General features: G+C 57.9%; 24 protein-coding genes. 7 read left to right on the top strand and 17 right to left on the bottom strand.

Going from position 1 to position 25,799, the window contains the following annotated elements; translation table 11 throughout:
• Positions 1–2: 2 nt before the first annotated feature.
• From AC3ISI_RS14145 to AC3ISI_RS14110, 8 genes are all read right to left on the bottom strand, one after another.
• Positions 3–1,016, bottom strand: a complete 1,014-nt coding sequence (locus tag AC3ISI_RS14145) for an iron ABC transporter substrate-binding protein (protein ID WP_489337535.1) — start codon at positions 1,014–1,016, stop codon at positions 3–5.
• A gap of 381 nt (positions 1,017–1,397) precedes the next feature.
• A complete protein-coding gene (locus AC3ISI_RS14140) occupies positions 1,398–2,939 on the bottom strand; it encodes an ArnT family glycosyltransferase (protein WP_489337534.1) in 1,542 nt (513 codons plus the stop codon).
• Positions 2,936–4,684 carry a lipid IV(A) 4-amino-4-deoxy-L-arabinosyltransferase gene (gene arnT, locus AC3ISI_RS14135; protein ID WP_489337533.1) on the bottom strand — a complete coding sequence of 583 codons (1,749 nt, stop codon included), beginning with the start codon at positions 4,682–4,684 and terminating at the stop codon, positions 2,936–2,938. Before arnT ends, AC3ISI_RS14140 begins: the two co-directional genes overlap by 4 nt.
• Before the next feature lie 116 nt (positions 4,685–4,800).
• Complete coding sequence (gene pmrG / locus AC3ISI_RS14130; protein ID WP_489337531.1) at positions 4,801–5,424, bottom strand: lipopolysaccharide core heptose(II)-phosphate phosphatase PmrG; 624 nt, start codon at positions 5,422–5,424, stop codon at positions 4,801–4,803.
• A 249-nt stretch (positions 5,425–5,673) separates the two neighbouring features.
• Positions 5,674–6,234, bottom strand: a complete 561-nt coding sequence (locus AC3ISI_RS14125; RefSeq protein ID WP_489337530.1) for a PqiC family protein — start codon at positions 6,232–6,234, stop codon at positions 5,674–5,676.
• Positions 6,235–6,266: 32 nt separating this feature from the next.
• On the bottom strand, positions 6,267–7,925 hold the full coding sequence (locus AC3ISI_RS14120; RefSeq protein WP_489337529.1) for a PqiB family protein: 1,659 nt from the start codon (positions 7,923–7,925) through the stop codon (positions 6,267–6,269).
• Positions 7,906–8,562, bottom strand: a complete 657-nt coding sequence (locus AC3ISI_RS14115; protein ID WP_489337528.1) for a paraquat-inducible protein A — start codon at positions 8,560–8,562, stop codon at positions 7,906–7,908. Before AC3ISI_RS14115 ends, AC3ISI_RS14120 begins: the two co-directional genes overlap by 20 nt.
• Positions 8,559–9,155 (bottom strand): paraquat-inducible protein A, encoded by a 597-nt coding sequence (locus AC3ISI_RS14110; RefSeq protein WP_489337527.1) that lies wholly within the window; start codon positions 9,153–9,155, stop codon positions 8,559–8,561. Before AC3ISI_RS14110 ends, AC3ISI_RS14115 begins: the two co-directional genes overlap by 4 nt.
• Positions 9,156–9,398: 243 nt before the next feature.
• Here AC3ISI_RS14110 and AC3ISI_RS14105 point away from each other — a divergent pair, with 243 nt between their 5' ends.
• The 5 genes from AC3ISI_RS14105 to AC3ISI_RS14085 all read left to right on the top strand — a co-directional run bounded on the left by AC3ISI_RS14105 (position 9,399) and on the right by AC3ISI_RS14085 (position 15,017).
• Positions 9,399–9,680, top strand: coding sequence for a YtcA family lipoprotein (locus tag AC3ISI_RS14105; RefSeq protein WP_489337526.1), 282 nt, complete (start codon positions 9,399–9,401; stop codon positions 9,678–9,680).
• Positions 9,681–9,696: 16 nt separating this feature from the next.
• On the top strand, positions 9,697–10,749 hold the full coding sequence (gene mdtN / locus AC3ISI_RS14100) for a multidrug transporter subunit MdtN (RefSeq protein WP_489337525.1): 1,053 nt from the start codon (positions 9,697–9,699) through the stop codon (positions 10,747–10,749).
• Entirely contained in the window at positions 10,746–12,791 is a 2,046-nt protein-coding gene (locus AC3ISI_RS14095; protein ID WP_489337524.1) for an FUSC family protein, read from the top strand. Before mdtN ends, AC3ISI_RS14095 begins: the two co-directional genes overlap by 4 nt.
• Positions 12,788–14,257 carry an efflux transporter outer membrane subunit gene (locus AC3ISI_RS14090; RefSeq protein WP_489337523.1) on the top strand — a complete coding sequence of 490 codons (1,470 nt, stop codon included), beginning with the start codon at positions 12,788–12,790 and terminating at the stop codon, positions 14,255–14,257. Before AC3ISI_RS14095 ends, AC3ISI_RS14090 begins: the two co-directional genes overlap by 4 nt.
• 142 nt (positions 14,258–14,399) lie before the next feature.
• Positions 14,400–15,017: a dihydrofolate reductase family protein gene (locus AC3ISI_RS14085; RefSeq protein ID WP_489337522.1), complete on the top strand. Its 618-nt coding sequence runs from the start codon at positions 14,400–14,402 to the stop codon at positions 15,015–15,017.
• Positions 15,018–15,020: 3 nt separating this feature from the next.
• Here the strand turns inward: AC3ISI_RS14085 and AC3ISI_RS14080 are convergent, their stop codons facing one another.
• From AC3ISI_RS14080 to AC3ISI_RS14065, 4 genes are all read right to left on the bottom strand, one after another.
• On the bottom strand, positions 15,021–16,376 hold the full coding sequence (locus AC3ISI_RS14080; RefSeq protein WP_489337521.1) for an ATP-binding protein: 1,356 nt from the start codon (positions 16,374–16,376) through the stop codon (positions 15,021–15,023).
• Positions 16,352–17,017 (bottom strand): response regulator, encoded by a 666-nt coding sequence (locus AC3ISI_RS14075; RefSeq protein ID WP_489337520.1) that lies wholly within the window; start codon positions 17,015–17,017, stop codon positions 16,352–16,354. The genes AC3ISI_RS14080 and AC3ISI_RS14075 overlap by 25 nt, the downstream gene beginning before the upstream one ends.
• A 106-nt stretch (positions 17,018–17,123) precedes the next feature.
• Complete coding sequence (locus tag AC3ISI_RS14070) at positions 17,124–17,561, bottom strand: hypothetical protein (protein ID WP_489337519.1); 438 nt, start codon at positions 17,559–17,561, stop codon at positions 17,124–17,126.
• Positions 17,562–17,588: 27 nt separating this feature from the next.
• Positions 17,589–18,353 (bottom strand): COG4705 family protein, encoded by a 765-nt coding sequence (locus AC3ISI_RS14065; RefSeq protein WP_489337518.1) that lies wholly within the window; start codon positions 18,351–18,353, stop codon positions 17,589–17,591.
• Between the two features lie 245 nt (positions 18,354–18,598).
• Between AC3ISI_RS14065 and AC3ISI_RS14060 the strand changes: the two genes are divergently transcribed.
• Positions 18,599–20,152: a phospholipase D family protein gene (locus tag AC3ISI_RS14060; protein WP_489337517.1), complete on the top strand. Its 1,554-nt coding sequence runs from the start codon at positions 18,599–18,601 to the stop codon at positions 20,150–20,152.
• 17 nt (positions 20,153–20,169) lie between these two features.
• On the opposite strand, the gene AC3ISI_RS14055 is transcribed toward AC3ISI_RS14060, so the two are convergent.
• The 3 genes from AC3ISI_RS14055 to AC3ISI_RS14045 all read right to left on the bottom strand — a co-directional run bounded on the left by AC3ISI_RS14055 (position 20,170) and on the right by AC3ISI_RS14045 (position 23,384).
• Positions 20,170–20,841, bottom strand: coding sequence for a class I SAM-dependent methyltransferase (locus AC3ISI_RS14055; RefSeq protein WP_489337713.1), 672 nt, complete (start codon positions 20,839–20,841; stop codon positions 20,170–20,172).
• A 35-nt stretch (positions 20,842–20,876) separates the two neighbouring features.
• The gene (locus AC3ISI_RS14050; RefSeq protein ID WP_489337516.1) at positions 20,877–22,292 is read right to left on the bottom strand and encodes a DUF2252 domain-containing protein; all 1,416 of its coding nucleotides are present in this window, start codon (positions 22,290–22,292) and stop codon (positions 20,877–20,879) included.
• 558 nt (positions 22,293–22,850) lie between these two features.
• Positions 22,851–23,384: a hypothetical protein gene (locus tag AC3ISI_RS14045; protein WP_489337515.1), complete on the bottom strand. Its 534-nt coding sequence runs from the start codon at positions 23,382–23,384 to the stop codon at positions 22,851–22,853.
• A gap of 49 nt (positions 23,385–23,433) precedes the next feature.
• Between AC3ISI_RS14045 and AC3ISI_RS14040 the strand changes: the two genes are divergently transcribed.
• Entirely contained in the window at positions 23,434–23,697 is a 264-nt protein-coding gene (locus tag AC3ISI_RS14040; protein WP_489337514.1) for a hypothetical protein, read from the top strand.
• 216 nt (positions 23,698–23,913) lie between these two features.
• On the opposite strand, the gene AC3ISI_RS14035 is transcribed toward AC3ISI_RS14040, so the two are convergent.
• Together AC3ISI_RS14035 and AC3ISI_RS14030 are read right to left on the bottom strand one after the other, a co-directional pair.
• Positions 23,914–25,209, bottom strand: a complete 1,296-nt coding sequence (locus AC3ISI_RS14035; RefSeq protein WP_489337513.1) for an OprD family porin — start codon at positions 25,207–25,209, stop codon at positions 23,914–23,916.
• A 130-nt stretch (positions 25,210–25,339) separates the two neighbouring features.
• Complete coding sequence (locus AC3ISI_RS14030; protein WP_489337512.1) at positions 25,340–25,795, bottom strand: type II 3-dehydroquinate dehydratase; 456 nt, start codon at positions 25,793–25,795, stop codon at positions 25,340–25,342.
• Positions 25,796–25,799: the final 4 nt, after the last annotated feature.

Below are 25,799 nucleotides of genomic sequence, written 5' to 3'. Positions count from 1 at the left end.
AATTAGAGCAGTCCCGCCTGAGTCATCAGCTCTACGGCTTTTTTGCTGTTGAGTTTTGAGGCATCAACTGCCGGCGCGTCAAGCTGCTCCAAAGGCACCAGTTTAGGATTGGACGGTGCGTTCTTGCCCACGGCGTATTCAAACGATTTGCCGGTTTCCAGAACTTTCTGGCCTTCCTTGCCGGTGATCCACTTCAGCAGCGCCTGAGCGTCTTCCTTGTGTTTGCTGGAGGCCAGAACGCCGCCACCGGAGACGCTGACAAAAGCACCCGGATCTTTATGTTTGAAGTAATACAGGGCAGTGTTCTTGCTGTTTTCGCCGGTCTTGGCCTGATCACCGAAGCTGTAATAGTGATAGATCACACCGCTGTCGACCTGGCCGGCGTTAACGGCTTTGAGCACCGCGCTGTTGCCGCGATAGATCGTCGCGTTGGCTTTCAACCCTTTAAGCCATTCAAGGGTGGCCGCTTCGCCCTTCAATTCAAGCACCGCAGCGACGATGGCCTGGAAGTCGGCACCGGCGGGCGACGCGCCCCAACGGCCTTTCCAGCTTGGCCCGGCCAGGTCCATCAACGATTTTGGCAGATCGGCTTCAGGCAGTTTGCTTGGGTTGTAGACGAACACGGTGGAGCGTGCGGCGATCCCGACCCATTTGCCATGTGCCGGACGATAAGCCGCGTCCACTTGCTCCAGCGTTGTCGGCGCTACGGGTGCAAGCAGGCCCGCATTGTCCACCAGCACCATGGCCGGGGAGTTCTCGGTCAGGAATACGTCGGCCGGGGAGGCGGCACCTTCCTGAACAATCTGATTGCCCATCTCGGTGTCGTCGCCGTTACGCAGGGTGACTTTGATCCCGGTTTCTTTGGTGAACCCCTCGACCCAGGCCTTGGTCAGGCTCTCGTGTTGGGCGTTGTAGACCACGATACCGTCGGTATCAGCGGCATAGACATGTCCGGCGGTCAGCAGTGCAGTGGTCAGCAATGCTGTTTTGAGGAACGAAGGGATGGAGGGCGTCATAAGGGGGGCAGCTCCTGTTCTTTTTAGTAGTCATGCGCGCCGATTCGCTAGCAACTCAATGCGAATCATTTGCATATTTTGAATCGCAGGGAATGTAGAACGTAAAATGAGAAAAAAACGTCAAAGAAACCGTTAATACATGTCATTTTCATTCAGATTAGCAGCCCCTCAGCTGCTTGCCCGGCAGATTTGATCTTAATGGAGTCACCGATCAGGACAGGCATTCGAGCACAACGTCGGGTTTGTCTACCAGCAGGATTTTGGTCACGCACCAAGATTTGAGCAACCGGCCCCCATTTTTGCGCGCGGTTGCTCAAATCTGAATAGTGGCGAAAGGGTAGTACGGCGATCCAAAGGCGCCAGGAATCGGGGCTGCCCGATTCAATTCTGCGCTGGAGACGACTCCGGAATAAACGCCACGCTCTGGTCTGCACGGGCGTGAAACATCCGCTCGCCGTTGGTGGGCTTGGTGGTGATGACCTGATGGTCGGCACTGAGGTAGTTCAGCGGCAACGCATCGCCTTTGTGGTATTGCGCGATAACGATGGTGCGTGTCGGGTCCCAGTGTTGACCGCTGGTGCGGTCTAGCCAGCTCATCAGCGCTGCGGTGTCGCCGGTGCGAGGAAAGTCATCGGCTTGCTGCACGTAATAAAACGGTGCGCCCCCGGTTTGCAGGTACATCGGCACTTTGTTGTCGACGTCGATCATGACCATGCGCCAGTGACTCAAAGGTGCGCGTTTGCTGGCCTCCAGCTTGACCGTCTCACCAAAATGCACCACGCCGCCACCACTGTTGGTCCACGGGTACAGCACGCCGAGCACGGCCATTAATACGGCTGCACTCACGCCGAAACCGATCTTCAATCCGCGACTGCCAAACGTGCTAGTCGCGTTGCGTTCGGCCATGCGCCGGGTGATCCACCAGGCACCCAGCAATTGGGCGAAGGGCACGAGGGGCAATACGTAGTAGCTGCGTCGACTGCCGCTGGCGGTAAAAAACAGCGTCAGCAGCCCCAGCGCGCACATTAGCCAACGCGTATTGGGCTCGACGCTGCGCCAGTTGCGCAACGCGACCCAGCATGCCAGCAGCCAGCAAGGCGCCCATGGCAAGGTGTAGACCGGGAGGTACACCAGATAGGTGTAAATCGGGCCGATATTATCGAAAGGCTTGAAAAACCGGACAACGTTCTCGCGCAACACCAAACCCAAGCCACTCTCGCCATAGGTCGGTTCCCCATACAGATGGGATAACACGAACGGTGCCATATAGAAGACACCAGCAACCAGCACGGCTGCACACAGCCGCAGATTGAGGTGGCGTTTCCAGCGCCCTTCCTGCACCAGATGCGGCAACAGTACCAACCCCGGCAGGATGAATCCGATCAAGCCTTTGAACAGCGAGGTCAGGGACAGCAGCAGGAAAAACACCAAGTAACGACCCAAGCGCGTGTCGTCCGGCCCGCGCCAGTACCACCACACCGCCGCCAGGACTCCGCAGACCGTAAGGATGTCTGCCGTGGCCACCCGGGCCCAGAACACGAAAAAGAAGGTGGTCGCCAGCATCCAGCCGGCAATCAAACCGGTGTCTTTGCGAAACAGTCGCTCGCCGATCAGGTACACCAGCCACACGCTTAACCACGCGGCAATCACCGAGGAGAGACGCAATGACCAGTGACCCAAACCGCCAGTTAGCCAAGCGGTAGCCGTGATCAGCCAATAGGAGGGCAGGGGTTTGTCGTAATAGGCTCCGCCCTTGAGATAGGGATCAAAATAGTCGCCACTTTGCAGCATTTGCAGTGCGATGTTGGCCCAGCGCGTTTCTGCGCCCCATAGCTCCCGGCTACCCAGCCCCAATAACAGAATCAATGCGGTCACGCCCAGCAGGAGCGTTAACTTGCCTTTGTCACTGGCCCAGTACTTCATGACGGATTTCCAGTCGGTACGTTGGCAGAAACGCTGTCAGTGCCGGTTTTCGGGAAAATCAGAATTTGCAAATTGCCACGCTGATAGCGCACGCCATCGATAGGCAGCAGTTCGACCTCCTGCACTTCCTGGACACTGTTCACCCGCATGACGACACCGACCGCGCCTTTTTTACGCGCCTCGGTCATCCACTTTTCGATACTGGCCTTGGTAACTTTGCGTGAGTCCATGGCGGGGTCAGTGAGGCCGTATTTCAGCTCGCCGATGATATTGAACAGATCAACCTGGGGTCGTTTCAAGCGCCAGGACAACGCCGAAGCCGCGCCAAGATCGTTACTGAGCAACGAGGAGGTTTGCGCCAAAGCATCAAGGTGTTCGGCGATAAACTGATCCGGCATCTTGCTGTTGACGATTTGCGAGGGCATGGCGGCTGGCGCCAACGCAACCAATATCCAGATACCGATCGCCGGCATGGCCCAAAACACCAACGGCCGCATGATTTGCAAGGCATTCGTGATGATCCAGCCGATTAACACGATGAACACCAGTGACAGGCTGAACATCTCGGTGTTTTCGTAGATTTCCTTGCTGATCTGCAGATAGAGCAAGGCGATCAGGGACATCGTGCCCAAGGTGATGTTGATCACACCATTAATGCGAATTGACCGGACTCGCCCCTGATTTAACTGTTCCATGACCGTGTGCCCCATCAGCAAGGCCAGCGGCATCAGACACGGCATGATGTAAGTCGGCAGTTTGCCGCTGCTCAAGCTGAAGAAGGCCAGTGGCAACAGCAGCCAAAGCAGCATGAAAGCAATGGCCGGTTGGCGTTTTTGCTTCCAGGCCTTGATGAACGTACTCGGCAGCAATGCAGCCCACGGCAGGCTTGAGGCAACCAGTAGCGGCAGATAGAACCACCATGGCCGAGCATGCTGCGCATCATCGGCGGCGAATCGGCGGACGTGTTCGTTCCAAAAGAAAAAGTGCCAGAAGTCCGGTTCCTGATGCTGTATGGCGAGTACCCACGGCAAACACACCACGACCGCGACCAGTACGGCCAATGCGCCGTAACGCACCAATTCGCCCATGCGCCGTTGCCAAATCATGTAGGGCAGGGCAATCAGTACCGGTAACAACCAGGCCAGAAAGCCTTTGGTCATAAAACCCATGCCACAGGCAAAACCCAGCAATGCCCAGGCGCCTGCTTTGTTTCGTGGGGTATGACGGTCGATGGCAAACCAGAGCGCGACCAGGCTCAAGTTCACCCAGAGGGTGAATTGCGGATCGAGGTTGGCGTAGCCGGCCTGACCGGCAATCAGCCCGAAACTCATGTATAGCAATGCGCAGGCAGCGCTTTTGCGCGGGTTGTTCCAAAGCCTGCGCGCGATCAGGTAGGTCAACCAGACACTCAGCCCTGTACTCAGCGCCGACGCAATCCGCACACCAAACAGGTTATCGCCAAAGATCGCCTGACCGATGGCGATCATCCAATACCCGGCAATAGGCTTTTCGAAGTAACGAATGCCCATGAAGTGCGGCGCAACCCAGTTGCCGCTCAGAAGCATTTCCTGGCTGATCTGGCCGTAGCGGGTTTCGTCAGGGATCCACAATCCGTGCGTCATCAGCGGCAGGAGATAGAAAACAACAAACGCCAACAACAGGCCGGGCACGATCCAGCGTTCGACAGGCGCAGGCGTGCGAGATAACTGATCCGCAGAAAAGGGCAATGGCCGATGTGAAGTCATGACGCGTCCTTGACGCAATACCGCGAGAGGGTAGCGTGGGTGGCGAAGTTCAATGGGCAGTGCGACGACTCAAATTGAGTCGACGCTACTGTTTACGGTTGGCAAGTTGCGGTTGTTTATTTTCCCTGCAAAGCGTTCCAGTCTTCGGGATTAACAATGCCCAGCACTTGAAGTTGCCCGTTAGTGTCAATGCGCAAGAACAGTGAACTGCCATATTCACTCTTTGGCGCATGGGCGAAACCGGTCTCGGCTAAAAAGTCGCTAATGCAGCCACTGTGAGAGACCAGTACCAGATTACGATGGGCCTGCTTGTGCGCCACCACATCGTTGCGCAGAGTTTTGCCACACGTGACCAGCCACTCCTGAGTCACCGGGTCCGTGCCAAACATGGCGTGCGAGGTTTGTACTGTGCGTGTTTCCGGGCTGCTCAATACATCAGTCTGTGCCAAGCCCAGACGCACATAGTGCTGGCCCACTGCAGTGGAAGACTCGTTGCCGAACCGGGTGATACCGTTGGCCGGCCCCAGGCAAGGGTTGCTGGATTGGTCGCACCGCTCGGCGTGACGAACCAGCGCTACCACTTCGCCAGCCTGCCAGTCTTTCAGTAGTTCGGCCCTGGCGGAGGGATTTGCGTTGGCCAGATGGGTGGGCGATTTCGTCCTCAAGACAAAGCCTGTGACCACGATGGCAGTCACCACGATGGCAGTCAGCGATGCCAGTTTTACTATGCGCGAAGTCATGTTTCGTTCGTTATCTAATATAGGAAAGATGCGAGCAAAACTAGAGCCGGACAGGTAGCAGAGGAGTGAAACGAATGTGAAAAAATTGCGCGGCGAGAGGGTGGGGGCATACTTACCGGGTTAATGAAAACCTTTGTCTTTTACTCTGTTCTTGTTGAGACGCTGGTGTGTCGAAATAGAAATATCATTTGATGTTGAGTTCAGCGGTGGCTGGAGCACCGCTGAACACACCGGGCGAAAAAAGTGGCGTTAGCCAGAGGGCGGGCAACTCTGTTGTGTCCCCCTGGCCGCCTGGCCGATCAGTGCAGCCAGGCGCTTGACGTTATTCTGCTGGGCCAGGGCCAGATCTTCGATGCTCCCCCCCGAAGGCGTTTGCAGGATGCTACGACAGGTGACAGACGCGCCATTGACGTCATTGGCGGCGCGCAAGCGCCAGGTCACATCAATCAGCCCGTATTGCCCCGGAACGGAGTCAAAGCGCAGCACATCGATGCGCAACGACAGCTTGCGCTGAGGGTTGATGCTGGCCAGTTGATCCACCAGGGCACTTCGAAACTCCTCTCCCAGCGACGCCCCCCACCATTCGGATTCGAGCAGCACCAGGCCACTGTTGCCTTGGCGAATAACCACCTGTGGTCGGTCGACCTGCGCCGGCACACTGAGGCTTTCAATCTCGATGTCCACCACGTTACTGTGCGTTGCACCCCCTGTGTGCGGGGGCATCAGCGTGTGGTAATGAACAGGATCACTGCGGCAGGCCGCAAGCAGCAGGAGCGCAGCGACCAAGGTGAGCTTCGGCATAAAAGCCATACATGTTGCTCCTTTGTTCTGCGACGCAGTCATTATTTGTAGTCCTTTGCTGCGGGATTTTCAGGTCGACCGCGGAGCAGTGATTCCGGATGCCGGATCAGATAATCCGATAGCTCACGCAATGATCGCGACGTGCGTTCCAGCTCACCCAGGGTCTGCCCGAGTTTTTCCCGTGATGGCGAACCTTCGGCAAGGGTGGCGTTAGCTGATTGCAGTGTCGTGTCGGCCGATTGCAGGGTTTTGCTGACATCCAACAGGGCGGTATCGACGCCGGGCAATGTTTTGTTGTTGAATTTCACCAGCCCTTTGCGCACTTCCACCAGGTTGCTATCGAGGTTGCCGGCAATGCGCTCGATCGGCAGTTTGTTGACTTTGTCGACCATGGATTCAAGTTTTTCCTGCAATTGTTCGAGGCTTCCCGGAACCGTTGGAATCATGACCGGGCGCGCGGTCGCATCGAAGGTGACTTTGTCTGCTTTGGGGTAGAAGTCCAGGGCGATGTACAACTGGCCGGTCAACAGGTTGCCGGTGCGGGCCTGAGCACGCAGGCCGTTTTCGATGAATGAGCCAATCATCCGAACGCCAGCGGCTTCGTCGTTGGGGTCATGATTGAGCGCCTTGATCATCTTGGTGTGGGCCTGACCCAGACGCTGCGGGTAGATCACGATGCCGACATTGACTGGAAAACTGCGTTTTTTCTCGTCGAAATCCAGATTGACCGACACTACCTTGCCGATTTCTATGCCCAGGAATTCCACCGGCGCGTCGATCTTCAGCCCACGCATGGCCTGATCGAAACGCAAGGCCAGGAACTGTGCCTTGCCATTCGGTGGTGCGAGGGCGGTTTGCTGATCTTCGAACAGCTCGTAGGCATACTCTTCGGGGGCAGGTTTGTCGTTCGGGTTGTATTCCGGCGCGCGGAAGGCAATACCGCCCACCAGCAAGGAGGACAACGACTCGGTTTTGACATCAACGCCATTGGCATCAATTTTCACGTCCACACCGCTGGCATTCCAGAACCGGGTGTTTTCAGTGACGTACTGGTCATTGGGCGCATGAATGAACAGGTCGATGTTCACCCCTTTGCCATCCGGGTCCAGCGCATAGGCCACTACCTGACCGACCGGAATCTTGCGGTAATACACCGGCGAGCCGACGTCCAGAGACCCGAGATCCTCTGTGTGCAAGGTGAAACGCTTGCCCGGTTCGCCATAGGTGATGGCTGGCGGGATTTCCAGGCCCTTGAAGTTTTTCGCGCGGCTATCGGCCTGACCGATATCAGCGCCGATGTAATCCCCGGACAGCAACGTGTCGATCCCCGAGACCCCGCCGGCACCGATGCGTGGACGCACGACCCAGAACTGAGAGTCTGAACGGGTGAAACCTTCGGCCTGTTTGGTGAGTTTTATCGTGGCGTTGACACTTTTCTGATCGTTGCTCAGCTCCACGTCCGACACCTGGCCGATGATTACGCTGCGGTATTTGACCTCGGTTTTGTTGGCTGTCAGGCCGTCACCGGTCTTGAACATGACGGTGATGGTCGGGCCTTCCTGCAAGATGCTGTGAACCACCAGTGATATACCCACCAATACCGCAACGATGGGGACGATCCAGACCAGCGAGACGCTACGACCGGTCTTGATTGGGGCCTGGCCGGGGGCTTGTGGCCCTTCAGTGGCTTGCGACTTCATCCATGATCTCCTCGTTTTGTGGGGTTTCTCGTGTTTTATCCCAAATCAGGCGCGGGTCGAAACTCATCGCCGACAGCATGGTGAACACCACCACCAAACCAAAAAACAGAATGCCTGCGCGCGGTTCGATGTCGGCCAGGGCTTTAAACTTCACCAGTGAGGCCACCAGTGCTACCACGATCACGTCGAGCATTGACCAGTAACCGATGACCTCGACGAAGCGGTACAGCTGCGACCGTTCCTTGCTCGCCCAGAAACTGCCGCGATGCACGGAGACCAGCAAAAACGTAAGGGCCAGGAACTTGATACCCGGTACCGCGATGCTGGCGATAAAAATGATCAGCGCGATGTCCCAGGCCCCGGCCGCCCAGAACTCCAGTACACCGCTCATGATCGTGCTGTCGGCGCCATTGCCGAGCATCTTGGTGTTCATGACCGGCAACAGATTGGCCGGGACATAAAACGCCAGAGCCGTGAACATAAAGGCCCACGTACGGGCCAACGAATTGGTTTTACGCCGATGCAACGCAGCGCCACAGCGTTCGCATTCGTGAGGCTCATCGGTCATGTCGCAGATCATGCCGCAGCTATGACAGAGGCACAGGTTGAAATCGCTTGCGACCGGGGGCGTGTTCATAATATGTCCCATAATTCACGGATATCGCGACCGGCGATGCGGATCATCACCAGGCTGAGCACAGCCAGGGCAAACAGGCCGATGCCCGGCAGCACCTCGAGAAATCCGGCGAGTTTGATGACCGCAACCATCGCCCCCAGAAAGCAGACCTCCAGCATGCTCCAGGGACGGAGGGCTTCCAGCCAGCGCATGCAGAATTTAAAACCGGGTGAACGTTGGTGCTTGAGGGCGAAACTCAGGACCCAGATCAGCAGCAACAGTTGGCAAATCGGCGCGAGGATCATCGATATCGCCGCGACCAACGCGATGAAGGTGATCGGCCCAAGACTCAAGGCCACTACCGAATCCCACAGGGTCGCACTGTTTCTAACGCCTTTCAGGCTGATGGTCATGACGGGGTAAAAGTTGGCGAAAACCCACAGCATCAACGCCGCGAAGGTCAGGGCCAATCGCTGTTCTACCGTCAAGCGGTTATGGCGCCGCAGCACCGCACCGCAGCACGTACACAGGGTTTTCTGGTGTTCAACGAGCGTGACTTTTTCATACACACAGTCGCAGTGCTCGCAGATGATCAATTGATCAGTATTTGCCATGGGCCAAGGCTCAACAGGTGGCAGGAAATTCAGAGCACCCCCTCAATATAGAAGTGCCTTGCAATTGAGCAAATCGAAAGTCGAAACGGTGGCGCAGTGCAGCCATGAAACTCCCCTCTTTGTGAGCTATAAAGGATGCTCGCGGCCAACACGTGACCACGATATGACCAGGCGACATACACTACAGAGATGGTTTTTTATCGACTGTGGAAACTCGGGTTTTCCTGTAGTGGAGGAACCTTGATGGGCCATAAGGGCAAGAAGACGAGAACCTGGCATGGCAGCGTTGTTCTGCTGATGCTGGCGCTATCAGCCTGTTCCAATGCGTCTTCGGTGCCCGTGCTGGGAGCGTTTTTCCCTGACTGGCTGTTCTGCATTCTGGGCGCTGCGCTACTTGTCCTGCTTGTCCATAAGTCGCTGGCTCGGCTCGGTTACAGTGCCTGGCTGGCGCCGCCAGCGCTGTTTTATCCCATCTTGACCGCGCTCTTCGCCTTGAGCGCCTGGCTGCTGTTCTTCCAGTCCTGACCGGGAGTCGCCGACCATGAGCGAAAAAGCTGTGAAGCCGCTGCCCCGGCGCGTTCTGATACTGGTGCTGCTGGGGCTGACGCTGGTCCTGCTGATAGGTGTGGTCTGGCGGCTCGACAATGCGCCCCGCACCGATGACGCCTATGCCTACGCTGACACTATTAGTGTCACCCCCGAGGTGAGCGGCAGCATCGTTGAGCTACCGGTGCAAGAAAACCAGCAGGTAAAGCAGGGGGATGTGCTCCTGCGCATTGATGCGCGTCCCTATCAGGACGTCCTCGACCAGACTCAAGCGTCGATGCAAGCATTGAACCAGGAAATCATCCTCAGCCAGCGCCAGGTCGATGCCCAGCAATTCAACTCCGACGCGGTACAAGCCAGCATCGAACGGGCCAGAGCGACCGCGGCCCAGACGGCAGATACCCTGCGCCGGATGGAACCGCTGCTATCACGCGGCTACGTGTCCGAGGAGCAGGTGGACCAGGCGCGGACCGCCGCCAAGAGCGCCCGAGCCGAGTTGAACGCCGCGCAACTGCAGGTCAAACAAGCCGCTGCGGCCGTTAGTGGGGTTGATGCGTTGGTCGCTAAACGTGCGGTGATTCAGGCGCAAATAGCCCGCGCCGAGCTGGATCTGGAACACAGTGTTGTGCGCGCGCCCTTCGACGGAAGAATCGTCGGCCTGACGACCTCCGACGGCCAGTTCGCCGCTGCGGGGCATCCGTTGTTCAGTCTGATCGATACGCGGCACTGGTACGTGGTAGCGAACTTTCGCGAGACCGAACTGCACAACATCCATACCGGCAACCGCAGCACGCTCTATCTGATGAGCGACAGCGGGCGTGCATTCAGCGGTACCGTCGACTCCATCGGCTTTGGCGTTTTTCCCGACGATGGCGGCGCTCAAGTCAGTGGACTGCCCAAAGTCGCGCGAACCATCAACTGGGTGCGGGTGGCCCAACGTTTTCCGGTGCGTATTCGAGTCGATCAGCCCGACCCGCAGCTGTTCCGTATCGGCGCATCGGCGGTGGCGGTGATCCATACCGATAGCGGCGAAGGTCCGCGCCAATGACTGTCGTCGATGGCTGGTTTGAGCGGTACTGGCGCTTTCTCGTCACGGAGTTGGCGGCCTTTCCCGGGCGCAGCAATGCATTACTGCGCAATCTGCTGGCGTGTACGCTAGTCATCATTCTTTCGATGAGTCTTGAAGTGCCGCTGCTGGCACTGTCACTGATCATGGTGTTCTTTGTCAGCCAGACCAACGTGGTCCTGACAAGGATGGCCGGCATCCTGTTCATTGTCAGCGCGACGCTCGCCATCGGCCTTGCAATCCTTGTGCTCAAGTTCACTTATGGCTATCCGCTGCTGCGCATTATTTGTGCCAGTGTGGTCTTTCTCGTCAGCCTGTTCGCCATGCGCGCCACGCGCCTTGGCCCGCTGTTTTTCGTGGTCGCTATCGTCACTATTTACGTCCAGAGCCTGGTGGATCTCGTTGCTCAGCCCGAGTTGCTGTTACGGGGTTGTCTGTGGGTATGGATGGCCGTGGTTTACCCGACGCTGGTCACGCTGCTGGTCAATACATTGCTGTTGCCGCAAGAACCGCAGCAGCTATTGCGCGAGGCCATGCAGCGGGAGTTGGCGAAGGTCAAGGCGTGTCTGGTCGCGTTGGAGGAAGGGCGGGCGAAGATTCCTGTGGTCAGCGCGACTGACGTGCAGCAGAGCGTGCTCGGCCTGCACAAACTGCTGAAGTTTGCGAGCATGCGCGATGCTGGCTGTCGCGCCCACGAGGTGAAGCAGTTGGCGTTGATCACTTGTGTGAGCCGGCTGCATGCGGCTGCAGCGTCCTTGAACACTGGCGTCTCTGACATTGAGGCACTGGCGGCGTTACGTCAGGATTGCGTGGCGCTGGCCAAAGCCATCGATACAGATCCCATGCCGTCGCTGCAATTGCACAGCACGACATTGGCGCGGCCAGCGATGCCGCCGGCACTGGAGGAAATGCGCGATGCGTTGCGCACCCTGGCCGTCAGTGAGCGTGAAATCCCGGCCAGCAGCACCCCGGTGAAGGAGCCACTGTTGGCAAGTGACGCCTTCAGTAATCCCAATTACCTGCTTTTTGCCTTCAAAACCTGGCTGGCAACGCTGTTTTGCTATGTGTTCTACAACGCGGTTGACTGGCCCGGCATCCACACCGTGATGCTGACCTGCGTGATCGTCGCCTTGCCCAGTCTCGGCGCCTCGACCCAGAAGGGCGTATTGCGCATTGGCGGTTGTTTGCTGGGAAGTGCGTTGGCGCTGCTGTGCATGGTCTTTGTCATACCGGGCATCGATACGTTGGTCGGCTTGTTGATCATGAGCCTGCCGGTGATCGGTCTCGGTGCCTGGGTCGCGGCAGGTTCTGAGCGCATCAGCTATGCCGGATTGCAGATCATGTTCTGTTTTGCCCTGGCCTTGCTTGAACAGTTTGGCCCGACGACCGATCTCACGGAGATTCGCGACCGTCTGGTGGGCATTATTCTCGGTGTTCTGGTCAGCACACTGGTGCATGTGGTGCTGTGGCCGGAACGTGAGGGTGACAGTTTACGCCGGCGTCTGGGCGCCACCTTGCAGAGCATTGCCGGATTGTTGCGCGCCCCCAGCGCCCTTGAATCGACCGATCAACTGCACCAACAAAGTGTGCGCAGCTGGGGTCAGCTTGCCGAATGCGAGACCATGCTCGCACGGGTCGCGCTGGAGCCCGGTTGGCAACAAAGTGAGCATGAAGAGCTGACGCTGTTCACCCAGACGCTGTTGGCCCGGGCACGGGAGATCCTGCTGTTGACCGGCCAGTTCCAGCGAAACCGAGCGGCACTCAATGCCGAACTGCCGATGTCGCTGCGCGGCTGGCTGGACCAGCAACAGGCGCAAATGAGCACGTGGCTGGTCAATTACGCGACACGACTGCTGGATCCGACCGTTACGCTGGAGGCTTTACCACCCTTCGATCCGCCAACACAAATCGGGCAGGGCGGTGACGCGCTGTTGCAGGCGCTGCAGGAGCTGCGTCGCCAGATTGATGCTCTACCAGATTGGCTGTCATTCGAAACGAGGACGCTGGCGGAGTTGCGCTCATGAACGCCAGTGCTCGTTGGTGCGCGTTGCTCGGCATCTGCCTGATTTTCGGCGGGTGCGCGCTGATCCGCGAGGAGGGCGAGCTGGTGCCGCAGCGCGACCCGGCCAGTATTCGTCTCTCGGATGACCTGCACCTGGCCCGTGAAAGTTGGCCCGAAGCGCGGTGGTGGGCACGCTATCAGGACCCGCAGCTTGACCAGTTGATTAGCATGGCGTTCGCTCAGGCGCCGGGCATCACCATCGCTCGCAGTCATATCGATCAGGCCCGCGCCCAAGCCGCCTCGGTGAAATCCCTGACCGGCGTGCAAGTGGAGCTGGTCGGACTGGTCAATCGCCAACACGTTTCCGCCAACGGCTTTCTCGGCCCCTTTGCGCAAAACGAACCGCAACTCGGCCTCACTGGCCCTTGGTACACAGAGGGTATCGTCGGCCTCGGCGGCTCGTACCAACTCGATCTCTGGGGGCGCCAACGTGCGCAAGTAGACGCGGCTTTGGGTGTGCGCAACGCGCGTGAGGCTGAAGCAGCCTGGGTCGAACTGGAAGTGTCCAGCGGCGTTAGTCAGTTGTATTTCCAGATCCAGACGGCACAGCAACTATTGGCCAACCTTGAGCAAATGTCGACCATTGCCGCCGAAGTGGTGGCCGCGCATCAAGCGCTCATTGAGCGGGGCCTGGAAGCGCAACCACAAAAGCAACTGGCACTGAGCAACCAGGCACTGATCGATCGTCAGATTGCCTCGTTGCGCAGCCAGACACAGCAACTGCGCGAGGCCATGCGCGCATTGCTCGGCGCCAGCGCTGAAGTCTCGCTGCCATTGAAACCGCGAACCCTGCCGCAACATGCTTATGGCGTGCCACAAAGCCTGGGTTACGAATTGCTGGCGCGACGTCCGGATTTGCAAGCCTTGCGCTGGCTGGTGCAATCGTCTTATTCAAATATCGATGCGGCCAAGGCAGCCTTTTATCCAAGTTTTGACATCAAGGCGTTCTTCGGTGCCGATGCCTTGCACATGGGAGACCTGTGGGACCATGGCAGTCGGCAAATCAACCTGATCCCTGGTGTGACACTGCCGATTTTTGACGGTGGCCGCCTCAATGCCGAACTGGCAAACACACGCAGCCTGAGCAACACCCTCGTGCAGCAGTACAATCAAGCGGTGCTTGACGCCGTTCGTGATGTCGCCGTAGCGGGAACCAAGTTGCAAGGGTTGGACGCGGAGGAGAGGTTGCAGCAGGCTCGAATCGGTAACTTTCTGTTCAACCGTGACAGCGCCGAGGCGCATTATCAACGCGGCCTGTTAGGTCGGGTGGTGGCATTGGAAGCGAACCTGCCGCTGCTGGCCGAGCAGAGCAGCCTGGCGTTGTTGCAAGGACAGCGTCTGGAAAGCGAGGTGGCGCTGATCAAGGCGTTAGGCGGTGGCTATCACTCCGATCCTTCTACAGCCATGAGTGAAGCGAAACGAATGTAGCGTTTGGATAGTCAGGTGTGATCCGTGTATTGCGCTGTCGATTTCGCACCGGCATGTTCGACTATCCATCATGGAACTAGCCTGTCGGGTTGCTGTGACCCCAGGCGTTCCCTGCACGAGTACTCACTGGGAGAGCAAGACTGTGCGCAAACTCATCGTTGCCGCATTCATCAGTCTGGACGGCGTTATGCAAGCGCCCGGCGGGCCTGAAGAAGACATCAGCGGCGCATTCCACTGGGGTGGCTGGATCGTGCCCTACGCCGACAACGTCTCCGGCCAGGCCATTCAGGACCTGTTCGCGAAACCGTTCGAATTGCTGCTGGGGCGGCGTACCTACGACATTTTTGCCACGTATTGGCCGCACAGACAGGCCGATTCAAACCACCACGCCATCGCTGATCTGTTCAACAGCGTACCCAAACACGTCGCTACGCATCACCCCGATACGCTTGATTGGCACAACAGCCATGCTTTGCAGGGAAATCCGGCCGACGCGATTCGCACGCTCAAACACGAGGACGGCGCCGATCTCTTGACGCAGGGCAGCGGCATTCTGGTGCGCCAACTGCTTGCCGTCGGGTTGGTGGACGAGCTCAGGCTCATGATTTTTCCTGTGGTGCTGGGCCGCGGCAAGCGCTTGTTCGACGACACGGCACAACCGTTGGCGTTCACGCTGGCGCATTCGATCAGTACGCCTCGCGGTGTGCTGATCGCTCATTACGTCAGACAAGGCGAGGTGCGCACAGGGGCGTTTGACTAAGCTTCACGGTTTAGCTCTTTTCAAGCAGACCGAAACACATAATCCGCTCTGCTTCACCACATCTGAAACACTCAATCGGATGTGCGCGCCCGTACGATCGGCTATCGCCTTGACGATGGACAAACCCAGCCCGGAGCCTGTTTCATCGGTTCCCAAACTGCGGTAGAACGGATCGAACACCAATAGTTGTTCTTCTGCGCTGATGCCTGGGCCGGAGTCCTTGATTTGAAGGATCACTGTGTCTTGCGCCAACGCGATCGTCAGGTCGACTCGTCCATCAATGGGGGTGTAACGGATAGCGTTATCCACTAGATTCTTGACCAGGATGAACAGATCCATTTCGTTGATGTTGACCTGTACATCTTCGATGCCTTCAACACCGATATCGATGCGTTTGCGCTCTGCCAGCGGCAGCAGGTCCTCTAATACCCGTCGATAGACGTCATGGACTGAAACGGTTGCCTGTGATCGATCCGGGCTCGATTGTGCGGCGGCCAAGGCCAGCAGCTGATCGATCAGTTTTCTGCTGCGTTCTATTCCCCGGGACAATGGCAACAAACGTTCATAGGCCGACGCCGACATTTCGGTGGTGGACAGTCGCTCGGCTTGCAGTGACAGGGCTGTCATTGGCGAGCGCAGTTCGTGGGCTGCGTCGGCGATGAAGCGGCGCTGGGCTTCCATGGACTGCGCGACGCGCGCCAGTAATCGATTGATCGCTACGACGAAAGGACGGATCTCGGTCGGCAGGTGGTTTTCATCGATAGGGTGCAGTGCTTGTTCATCACGCTGATCGATTTCCTTCGAGAGATTCGCGATGGGCCGGAACAGTTTGCGCACCAGATCGCCCACCACCAGCAACAGCACCGGAAACAAAATGAGAAACGGCAACAGACTGCGCCAGGCACTCTCGCGAGCCTCTTTGTCGCGCACGCCGGCTTCTTGGGCGACAACGATGCGCTCGCCACGGAGTGTGGTTCGGATCAGCACACGAAAGTTTTCTCCCGCGATGTTTATGGTCGACAAACCATCGGCCAGCGTTGTGGGGAAGGGCAGCGGTATTCTTGCGTCGTCAGCGCCGGTCGCTTTGCTGCTGTCGGCCAGGTATTGCACGATGACCCTGGATTCTTCGTCGTCGCCAATGATCGGCTCACCCGCAGGGTAACGCAGGGTCATTTGCTGCCGCTCAAAAAGAACGGCCACTTGACGCAGGGTCTCATCCTGCATCTCGTGTGCCTCGTTCAGCGCGGAGACGAACGCGAAAACACCGGCGAGCGCCGCCACGATCAGGATGGCCAGCGATAGCGTTACAGAAAGCCGTACCTGTATCGATTCGCTCAAGTGCTTTTTGAAACCATCCATCCCATTCCCCTGACGTTTTTGATGACATGGTTCCCCAATTTGCGCCGCAGTGCGTGAATCAGAAATTCCACCGCGTTGCTTTCCACTTCATTGCCCCAACCGTAAATCCGGTCTTCAAGTTCGCTGCGAGAGAGAATGGCGCCAGGCCGGATTAATAGGGCCTGCAGCAAGGCGAACTCACGGCTGGAAAGCTGAACATCGGGGAAGTCGGCGGTGGTGGCTTGTTTGGAGACCAGATCCAGTGACACCACGCCATTGTCCAGCAGTGACTGGGCGCTGCCGCCTTTGCGGCGTAGCACGGCGCGCATGCGGGCCAGCAGTTCCGCCATGGCGAAGGGCTTTAGCAGGAAATCGTCAGCACCGCCATCGAGGCCGCGCAGGCGATCATCGAGACTGTCCCTTGCAGTGATGATCAGCACCGGTACCGGGTTGTTGCGGCCGCGGATGACATCGAGCACATCGAGCCCGTCTTTGCCGGGCAACCCGAGATCCAGCAGTACCAAGTCATAGGTATGGGTTTGCAGTGCAGCAAGGGCGGTGAGCCCGTTTTTTACCCAGTCGGTGGCGTAGCTCGCATCGTTTAGCGCGCCCTGGATGGCATCACCAATCATCGGGTCATCTTCAACCAGCAATATCCGCATGTACGGCTCCAAAAAAAGACGCGGCGGTCAAGACCGTCGCGCCTGTATTGAAGCACCTGCGCCGGTGATTGTCCGCCGCCGGATCAACGCAATGTACGGCTGCTGGTCATTGCTTGCCCTTCATCGAATCGAAGGCTTTCAATAGGTCATCCATCGCGGCCTTGCAATCGGCCTGCTTCGGCGCGCTAGCGCGCAGGGCATCGAGTGCCCGGTCAATCGCTTTGTCCAGCACATGCCAGTCACTGGCAGCGCGGGGTTTGATGCCGGCTTCGGCAGAATCCCAAGTCGTTTCCAGATCCTTGATGCGGGTTTTCGCCGCTGGCAGATCGTTTTTATCGACGAGCGCGGTGACATCGGCGGCGATAGCGCGGAACTCGGACAGATCGCCCAGTTTTGAACCGGACTGGGCGGATGTGCTCACCGAAGCAGTCGAGGTGCCGGCACCGGGTTTGTCGGCAGGTTTCGAGCAGCCGGCGGCGACGCCAAGTAAAAAAATCGACGAGACGATGGCAATGTAGCGAATGGCATTTTGAAGTGAACGCATGACAAATCCTTGATGGGCTTTGAAGGGTTACTGAGTGATTGATTTACGTTGGCCAACGCTGATTTGCGCGACCGCAACCAAAAGAACAATGACGCACAGGAAAATAGCGCTGGTCCAGGCTGCGCCCATACCGAGGCCGCCGTAGGTTTTGGCCTGGGTCAGCAAGTCGCCGAGGGAGGCACCAAACGGACGGGTCAGGATGTAGGCGATCCAGAAGGTCCACACCACATTACCGCCCATGCGCCAGGCCACCAGCGTCGTGGCGATCAGCGCACCGAAAATCACGGCGCCGAGGGTGAAGCCCAGGCCCAGCGCTTCGGTGGCCAGGTCGCCCGCGGCAGTGCCGAGGGCAAAGGTGCAAAGCACGGTCGTCCAGTAAAAAAGCTCCCGTCGCGGGGTGATGATTTCGCGGATCGACAGGTTGTGTTCCACCCGGTACCAGACCAGGAAGTTGATCGCCAGTAGAACGGAAAAGACCGCCGTGCTGGTGTACAGGCTGATGTCGAGCATGTCGGTCATGATGTCGGTGATCTGTGTCCCGACGATGCTCACCAACACGACGGTCAACCAGTAGATCCAGGGCGAGTAAGCCTTGGTGCGCAATTGAAAGCACAATGCGAGCGCCAGCAAGACGGCCATGCCGATGCTGGTCCAGCCGGCGCCGAAACCGGCATCTACCGCCAGAAAGTCTGCGCCCGTTTCACCCACGGTCGTGGACAAAATCTTGATCACCCAAAATGACAGTGTCACCTCGGGTACTTTGTTGAGCCATCCGGCTTTTTCGGGATTCATCTGCGGGTAGCCTCTCCTGAGTGGCGCTGAACTTGCGCAGGGGAGAAGATACGTAGCGAAACTTAGCTGAGACTGAGGGAGAGCAATGTGGGTGGAACGGCCGGTAAATTTCGACAGGCTGCTTGAACCGGGCTTTACTGGAGTAGGTTGTGCCGATTGCCGGGGGTTACCTGTGGGCTGCGTCCTGCAAATACTGGCTGGCTCCCCAGGTCAGCACTACCTCCATTAGGTTGAGGACGAGCCCCTTGTCCATCTCCTGGTTTCTCCCCGCACTGTTGCTCGCACTGCTGGTTGCCGGCTGCGCCACTACGCCCTTGCCACACGACTTCAGCGAGGCAATACCTGCCGGAGAATCGTCATTCGGGCGATCCATTCAGGCCCAGGCCGCCCCGCATGAGGGGCGCTCGGGTTTTCGCCTGTTGCCTAACAGCAGTGAAGCGTTCCGGGCCCGCGCCGAGTTGATCCGCAATGCGCGCAAGAGCGTCGATCTGCAGTACTACATCGTGCATAACGGTCTGAGCACCCGAGCACTCGTGCGTGAATTGTTGGTGGCCGCCGATCGCGGCGTACGGATACGCATCTTGCTCGACGACACGGCCAGCGACGGTCAGGAAGAAGTCATCGCTACCCTGGCTGTGCACCCGAACATTTATATCCGTGTCTTCAACCCTCTGCATCTGGGGCGCAGCACCCTGGTGACCCGAACCATGGGCCGACTGCTGAATCTTTCCCAACAGCACCGGCGCATGCACAACAAATTGTGGGTGGCCGACAACAGCGCGGCCATCGTCGGCGGGCGCAACCTGGGGGATGAATATTTCGACGCCAAGCCCGATCTCAACTTCACCGACATGGACCTGCTGTGCTTCGGCCCGGTCGCCGAGCAGTTGGGCCACAGTTTCGATCAGTACTGGAATAGCGCCCTGAGCCAGCCAATCAGTGAGTTGGTGCTCAACAAGCCAACCGCTGAAGACTTGCTAAAGAGTCGCCAGCGCCTCGAACAATCGCTCCAGGCCGCAAGTACCGAGAACAAACCTTTGTACGACCACCTCATGACCTACCGGACTCAACCACAACTCAATCTATGGCGCAAAGAGCTGATCTGGGCCCATAGCCAGGCAATGTGGGACGCCCCGAGTAAGGTGCTGGCTGACGACGAACCGGCCCGCTCTCTATTGATGGCCACACAACTACGACCTGCGCTCGACGGCGTCAGTAAGGAGTTCATCCTGATCTCGGCCTATTTCGTCCCGCAAAAGCCGGGCATGACCTACCTCATCGGCCGTGCCGATGCCGGTGTCGATGTACGCCTGTTGACCAACTCACTGGAAGCCACCGATGTACCGGCGGTGCATGGCGGCTATGCACCTTATCGCAAGACCCTGCTCGAACATGGTGTGAAGCTCTATGAACTGCGGCGCCAGCAGGACGACCCCAGAGGGGGTTCTTCTCGTGGCTTCAGGGGTGGCTCGGACTCGAGCTTGCACACCAAGGCCATGATTCTGGACAAGCAGAAGGTGTTCATCGGCTCCTTCAATTTCGATCCGCGTTCAGTGTTTTGGAACACTGAAGTGGGGGTGCTGGTCGACAGCCCTGAATTGGCCGGCTACATGCGCGACTTGGCGCTTGAGGGCATGGCACCGGCCGTGAGTTACCAGGCCAGCCTGGAAAACGGCGAAATCGTCTGGATCGCCGAAGACGACGGCCGCCGGCATACCTTGCATCAGGAGCCGGGTGGCACATGGCGCAGCTTCAAGGCCTGGCTCAGCGACAAGATCGGGCTGGAGAAAATGCTCTAGATGGGAGCCGGCGGCGCTCATCCCCGTTGTTCGGCCACCAGCAGCAGCGACTGCGGCACAGGACTTTGCGGGTGCTGTGGCTCCTGCAAGCCGACCAGCCGAAAACCGGCCATGTCCAGCGCATTCAGCCAACTGGACAAGGTGCGAAAGTACCAAGGCATGGATTGCCACTGCCCCTCGAACCCGGAAAAGGTTTCTTCCCGCCAGCCATCCTGATAATCGCTCGCCGCAGTGGTCCACGGATGCAACGTCTGGATCACCAGCGCGCCGCCAGGGGTGAGCAGGGCGTTCATGGCGGCTAGCAGGGGGATGATGTCTTGGTGCAACAGTGCGAAGTTGGCGCAGATCAGGTCGTAGTCGCGGCCGACGTTTACCTTCGCTTCCACCAACGCTTCATAACTCGCCAAATGTACGGGTGAAGAGCCCGCTGCCCGCGCCGCGTCGACCAGTGTCGCGGCGCCATCCACCCCAACCACCTGGATGCCCCGTTCAGCCAGCGCACGCAACAACCAGCCCTCGCCACAGCCAAGATCGAGCACACGTTCGGGCTGGCGGCCCATCACCGCCAACAGGATGGCCTGATCGGTGACCTTCAGGCGGCTTTCGATGGCGCCGCTGCGGATGGCATCGATCCAGGATTGCGCGTTACGGTGCCAACTTTGGAGAAGAGTGAATTCGGGGGCGGGCATTTCGATGTCCGGAGTTGTCAGTTGGGTCGGCGCCATCAGTCTTCTTCTCTCAACGCATTGATCCGCCCTGATTTTTCTGCGGCCACCAGCGCGGTATGGTCTTTTACATTTTGATCGGCATAGGCGATGGCAAATGTTCCGATGGCCTGGTCGAAGGAGTCTGTCTTGCCCAGGTAGCCACTAATGAGCGCTGCATCCCCTGATTTGGCGTGGGCACGGGCCAGGGTAAGACCGCAACATTCGGCGTACATCTTCATTCGTGCGGCGGATGTGCCTTCGATGGGCGCTGACATCTTCATGTCTCGCAACTGACGCACAAAGAAGTACCGCCCGTTTTGGCCGCGCGTCCAGCCCAAAAAGATGTCGCTGGACGACTGCATCAGACGCTGCCCCGTGACCACACGCTGCCCTTGGTTCTCATAGACGCTCTTGCCTGCATAGGGCGCCAGTACCGAGGGACAGGCTTCCTTGAATTGCAGGAGCAAAGGATGGTTCTCCGCAGAAAAGAACAGGCCGACGAAACAATAGGTACCGACACTGCCGATGCCCACCGCTTTGACGGCAATGTCTTCCAGACGGTAGCGATCAAAGAGCACGCGCCGTTCATGGGGCAGCGACAATCGATAATCTTGCAGCGCCAAATGGACGCCTCGCGCGAAGCCCTTTTCATACACATGGAAAAGTATGGGGGGTTGATCGATCAGGCGTCGCCGCCCTCCGACTTCGCTGCTGATCCGGGGATAGAGGTAATCGCCGACGCGCATCTTGGCCTTTGCGACCAATTGTTCGCGGATTTTCTTGATTTCAGCATTGGGCGACATATCAATGATGGCTTGGGCATCCAGGCGGTCATACCAGACATCCATTGGGTTCATCTTCGAAAATTTACGCAGGTACACGCGGTAAGCACGAACGCATTCGGCGGCTATGCCCTGTGCCGCTTTATCGCTGAGGTGGTTATCGCGCGCGGCCACGGCAAAACTGATTGCCAGGCGTTTTACATCCCATTCCCAGGGGGCGGGGAGCGTTTCGTCGAAGTCGTTTATGTCAAAAATCAGATTGCGCTCAGGTGTCGCAAACAACCCGAAATTCATCAGGTGACAATCCCCGCAGGCCTGCACCTGAATGCCGGTGGTCGGCAGAGCGGCCAGGTCATGCGCCATCAAACCCGCAGAACCGCGTAAAAAGGTGAATGGACTGCGCAACATGCGGCCGTAGCGCACTGGCACTAGATTGGGTAGTCGATAGCGGTTGGACTCTTCGAGGAGTTTGATCGGGTCACGGTGTTTGCGTGCCGGTTTCCATTCCGCGTGAAGGGCATGCGGCAGACGCGCGCGTAATAGCTCACCTTCGTACAGACGCTCCTTGCGCGAGTGAAAGACTCGCTCGTCCCCGTTGTCTTCCGATTGCCCTGTTTTGCTTTTGGAAAATCTGTTTTTGCGGGGGGCCATGTCCACTCCTTTGCTCAACGAAGTCTGACTCGCTTGGGCACAGGATCGGGTAATTCGACTGTTCCATCAGTCACAGAGAACACGTGCGCCGGTAGGCTGAAAAGCGCCAAAGCTATTGTTTCAAGCGTAGCAGTTTTGATCTTGGGTGCTGCATCAAGCGTGTGATTGCGTTGAACTTGAGTGGACAGCACTTATCAAAAAAGAATGTGGGAATACTTCCCCACTCAACGATGCTAACTGGCTCTAAGGGATCGTGCGCAACCGCAGTGGCTCGTTAATGCTGCAAATTTATGACCGTGCCGGTTAGCTGGCCGCTCCAGTAGGTGGCCGGGAACTCACTGGTGATTGCGTTCGATACGGAGATGACGACGCAACGCCAAGCGGAGGTGGCTCATGTTTCTCAAGAAATGTTTATTGGCCCTCGCAATTGGCGGAGTCCTGTCGGCTTCGACTGTCCTTGTACCCGATTACATCAGTAGTTTTTCCAGCGTGTACGCCAAAGATGGCGGCAGCGGTGGCCACGGAGGCAGTGGTGGTCACGGTGGCGACGGCTCAGGCTCAGGAGGCGGGCACGGTAGCAGCGGCCATGGCGAAGGTGGCAATCATGCTGCTGGTCATGACGGTGACGGTGACGGTCATGGCGGCCCGGGGCGCGGAGACGCTGACCATGGGGGAGATGCCGGCAACAGAGGCCCAGGCAATGCGCATGACAACGACGCTGGCAACGATGCCGCAGATGCGGAAAGGGATGCTGCCAGAAACGATGCAGATGCCGCCCGGGATAATGCCAAAGCTGCTGCAGATGCCGCTAGAGATGCGGCCCGAGCCGAGGCGGATGCTGCCAGAGACGCTGCAAAAGCTGCAGGTGTAGCGGGCGCAGATGCGACCAGAGATGCGGCGCGGGCCACGGCAGATGCAGCCAGGGACGCCGCCAAAGCTGACGCAGATGCCGCCAGAAATGCGGCGAAGGCTGCTGCAGATGCGAACAGAGACGCCGCCAAAGCTGAGGCGCGCGCGGCCAGAGAGGCTGTTGCGGACGCGCCGGACAGGGACGAAGTTGAGGCACAAAATTAGGCCCGCAAGTTCCGTCATGAACTCCGCAGGCCTCTAAGTGATTGAATACTCTGGCAGGAGGAGAATCATGATTCGCACACATTATTTGTCTGTCTTGGCCACACTGGCCATTGCAACTGGCGGCCTCTGGGTGCCGACGCTGGTCCATGCAACCGATCAGGCTGACCAGCGACAAGAGTCGCGCGATGTCAAGCAGGAAGGGCGCGAGGCTTCCCGGGAAACCAAGGAGGCATGCAAGGAGGGAGATGAAAAGAGTCGCAACGATTGCCGTCAGGACAAGCGCGACACCAAACAGGACACCCGCGACACCGCTCGTGATGTCAAATATTGATCATTAACCCGTTACAGTCCATCAACGGGTCAATCTAACCGGAAGTCGGTCAAGGGGGCAGGAAGACATCGCGGCGGAACAGGCGTTTAGCGTCCGATAGAAGCCCTCACTTGACTGGCCACTTCTGGCCCGGAATGCGGATAAACACCCGCACGAACACTGCCACGTTCAATCTGTATCCTTTCAGATGAACGCAGCGTGCTCAGCCAGGCAGAGTTACAGCAACGATATCGGGTAGCTGATGAAGATCCGGTTTTCGTCAAATTCGTTGGTGCTGAAGTTTTTCCGGATACTGGCGTTTCTCCATTTGACGCTCAGGTTTTTCAAGGTGCCAGACTGAACCACATAGGCCAACTCCGATTCGCGACCCCATTCCTTGCCGTCGGTGATTGCGCCCGTGTGCACGTTGTCGCCACTGATGTAGCGGTTCATCATGGTCAGCCCCGGGACCCCCATTCCGACGAAGTTATAGTCATGGCGAACCTGCCAGGGATGTTCCTGCGCGTTGTCGTAACTGGAGTTGTAGCTGTCGTTCGCCAATGTGCCGCCACTGGAACCGTTGACCCGCATCCACGCGTTATCGCCGGTGAGCTTTTGCAGGCCGACATAGAACGTATTGCCCCCCAGTTTGGCGGAGAACAGGCCGAAGGCTGTCTTGTTGTCCAAGTCGCCGGCCAGACTGGCGCCGTTTTCCTTACCCGAGAAAAAGCCCATATTGGCGCCCAGTACCCAGTCGCCCACGGGCTGGCTGTGATTGAGGCTGAAATATTGCTGTTGGTAGATGTCTTGGAGTTCGTCGTACCAGACTCCAACCGTCGTGCGCTTCTCGTTGAACGTGTATTCACCACCGCCGAAGTTGAATCGATCGGACGTGAACGCCGCTTTGCCGTTCATGGACATGTCTTCCATGCTGGCGTCATTGCGCGGGCTGTTCTGCCGGATTTGACCGCCGTATAACGACAACCCTCCGATCTCTTGGGAGGTGATCTGTGCACCTTGAAAGGTCTGCGGCAACGAGCGGCCGTCATCCGAACGCAGAATTGGCAGGGTGCTGACCCATTCGCCTACTTTTACGACCGTCTTGGAAACCTTGGCCTTGCCAGCAACTGCCAACCGTCCGAAGTTGTCAGCAGGCTCTCCATCACCATGGACAGGCAACAGTTGCGTACCGGCAGTGCCTTTGCCCCCATCAAGCTTCTGCGAATAAAGCCCCAGAACATCAACACCGAAACCTACCGGCCCTTGGGTATAACCAGAGCGGGTATCGAGGATGAAGTTTTGCGTCCACTCCTCAGCTTTGTTCTGTGGTGCGGCGGCATTCGGGTAGGCGGGATTGACGAAGTTACGATTGATGTAGGCGTTGCGCAGATTGAGCGTGGACGTCGCGCCCTCAATGAAACCGCTGTTTTCATCGGCATGAACGACAGTCGCTGAGCCGGCACTGATTGCCAGGGCCAGGCTGATCAAGGAGTAGTGAGCGGGCACGTTACGGCTAAAAACAGAGTGATGCATGTTGGTTTTCTCGCATTCAATTATTATTTTTTTGGCGTTTTTTTACAGCCGGCGACTGAATTTCAGGCGCAGGCGGCTCTGGCAACAATCTGCCGAGAGACCGCCGTGTAAGCGTTTAGCGAAGAGGGGGTTAGCTGTTGGACACCTGCCGACGCAGCAGGTCGTCAATGGCCCGGATGGCGAGGGGATAACCGTCGGCACCCATGCCGCAAATCACGGCATTGACTGCGCCAGACATGATTGAGTGGCGATGCAGTTCGTCGCGTGCATGGATGTTCGACAGATGCAGTTCAATCAACGGTGTGCTGAGCAGCTTCAGGGCATCGAGCACCGGAATCGAGTGAAACGAAAAGCCGGCCGGGTTGATGATCAAGGCTGCGCCTTGCTCGAAAGCCTCTTGAATCCAGTCGACCATCACGCCTTCGTGGTTGGTCTGGCGAAAGTCACATACCAGGTCAAGTTCCTCAGCGAGCCTTTCACTGCGTTGACGAATCTGTTCGAGCGTAGTGTGGCCGTAGATGTGCGGCTCACGACGACCCAGCAGATTCAAGTTAGGGCCGTTAAGGATGAAGACGGTGCGGTTCATGGTC

The organism is Pseudomonas sp. GL_139_B, assembly GCF_057834475.1.
Note: the sequence above shows the minus strand (reverse complement) of the source record. Positions and strands in the feature narration are given on the sequence as shown.

Bases quoted from the DNA above. Each gene is read 5' to 3' on its own strand.
- AC3ISI_RS14145 (WP_489337535.1), bottom strand. From the start codon at position 1,016: ATGACGCCCTCCATCCCTTCGTTCCTCAAAACAGCATTGCTGACCACT.
- AC3ISI_RS14140 (WP_489337534.1), bottom strand. From the start codon at position 2,939: ATGAAGTACTGGGCCAGTGACAAAGGCAAGTTAACGCTCCTGCTGGGC.
- arnT (WP_489337533.1), bottom strand. From the start codon at position 4,684: ATGACTTCACATCGGCCATTGCCCTTTTCTGCGGATCAGTTATCTCGC.
- pmrG (WP_489337531.1), bottom strand. From the start codon at position 5,424: ATGACTTCGCGCATAGTAAAACTGGCATCGCTGACTGCCATCGTGGTG.
- AC3ISI_RS14125 (WP_489337530.1), bottom strand. From the start codon at position 6,234: ATGGCTTTTATGCCGAAGCTCACCTTGGTCGCTGCGCTCCTGCTGCTT.
- AC3ISI_RS14120 (WP_489337529.1), bottom strand. From the start codon at position 7,925: ATGAAGTCGCAAGCCACTGAAGGGCCACAAGCCCCCGGCCAGGCCCCA.
- AC3ISI_RS14115 (WP_489337528.1), bottom strand. From the start codon at position 8,562: ATGAACACGCCCCCGGTCGCAAGCGATTTCAACCTGTGCCTCTGTCAT.
- AC3ISI_RS14110 (WP_489337527.1), bottom strand. From the start codon at position 9,155: ATGGCAAATACTGATCAATTGATCATCTGCGAGCACTGCGACTGTGTG.
- AC3ISI_RS14105 (WP_489337526.1), top strand. From the start codon at position 9,399: ATGGGCCATAAGGGCAAGAAGACGAGAACCTGGCATGGCAGCGTTGTT.
- mdtN (WP_489337525.1), top strand. From the start codon at position 9,697: ATGAGCGAAAAAGCTGTGAAGCCGCTGCCCCGGCGCGTTCTGATACTG.
- AC3ISI_RS14095 (WP_489337524.1), top strand. From the start codon at position 10,746: ATGACTGTCGTCGATGGCTGGTTTGAGCGGTACTGGCGCTTTCTCGTC.
- AC3ISI_RS14090 (WP_489337523.1), top strand. From the start codon at position 12,788: ATGAACGCCAGTGCTCGTTGGTGCGCGTTGCTCGGCATCTGCCTGATT.
- AC3ISI_RS14080 (WP_489337521.1), bottom strand. From the start codon at position 16,376: ATGGATGGTTTCAAAAAGCACTTGAGCGAATCGATACAGGTACGGCTT.
- AC3ISI_RS14075 (WP_489337520.1), bottom strand. From the start codon at position 17,017: ATGCGGATATTGCTGGTTGAAGATGACCCGATGATTGGTGATGCCATC.
- AC3ISI_RS14070 (WP_489337519.1), bottom strand. From the start codon at position 17,561: ATGCGTTCACTTCAAAATGCCATTCGCTACATTGCCATCGTCTCGTCG.
- AC3ISI_RS14065 (WP_489337518.1), bottom strand. From the start codon at position 18,353: ATGAATCCCGAAAAAGCCGGATGGCTCAACAAAGTACCCGAGGTGACA.
- AC3ISI_RS14055 (WP_489337713.1), bottom strand. From the start codon at position 20,841: ATGCCCGCCCCCGAATTCACTCTTCTCCAAAGTTGGCACCGTAACGCG.
- AC3ISI_RS14050 (WP_489337516.1), bottom strand. From the start codon at position 22,292: ATGGCCCCCCGCAAAAACAGATTTTCCAAAAGCAAAACAGGGCAATCG.
- AC3ISI_RS14045 (WP_489337515.1), bottom strand. From the start codon at position 23,384: ATGACGGAACTTGCGGGCCTAATTTTGTGCCTCAACTTCGTCCCTGTC.
- AC3ISI_RS14040 (WP_489337514.1), top strand. From the start codon at position 23,434: ATGATTCGCACACATTATTTGTCTGTCTTGGCCACACTGGCCATTGCA.
- AC3ISI_RS14035 (WP_489337513.1), bottom strand. From the start codon at position 25,209: ATGCATCACTCTGTTTTTAGCCGTAACGTGCCCGCTCACTACTCCTTG.
- AC3ISI_RS14030 (WP_489337512.1), bottom strand. From the start codon at position 25,795: ATGAACCGCACCGTCTTCATCCTTAACGGCCCTAACTTGAATCTGCTG.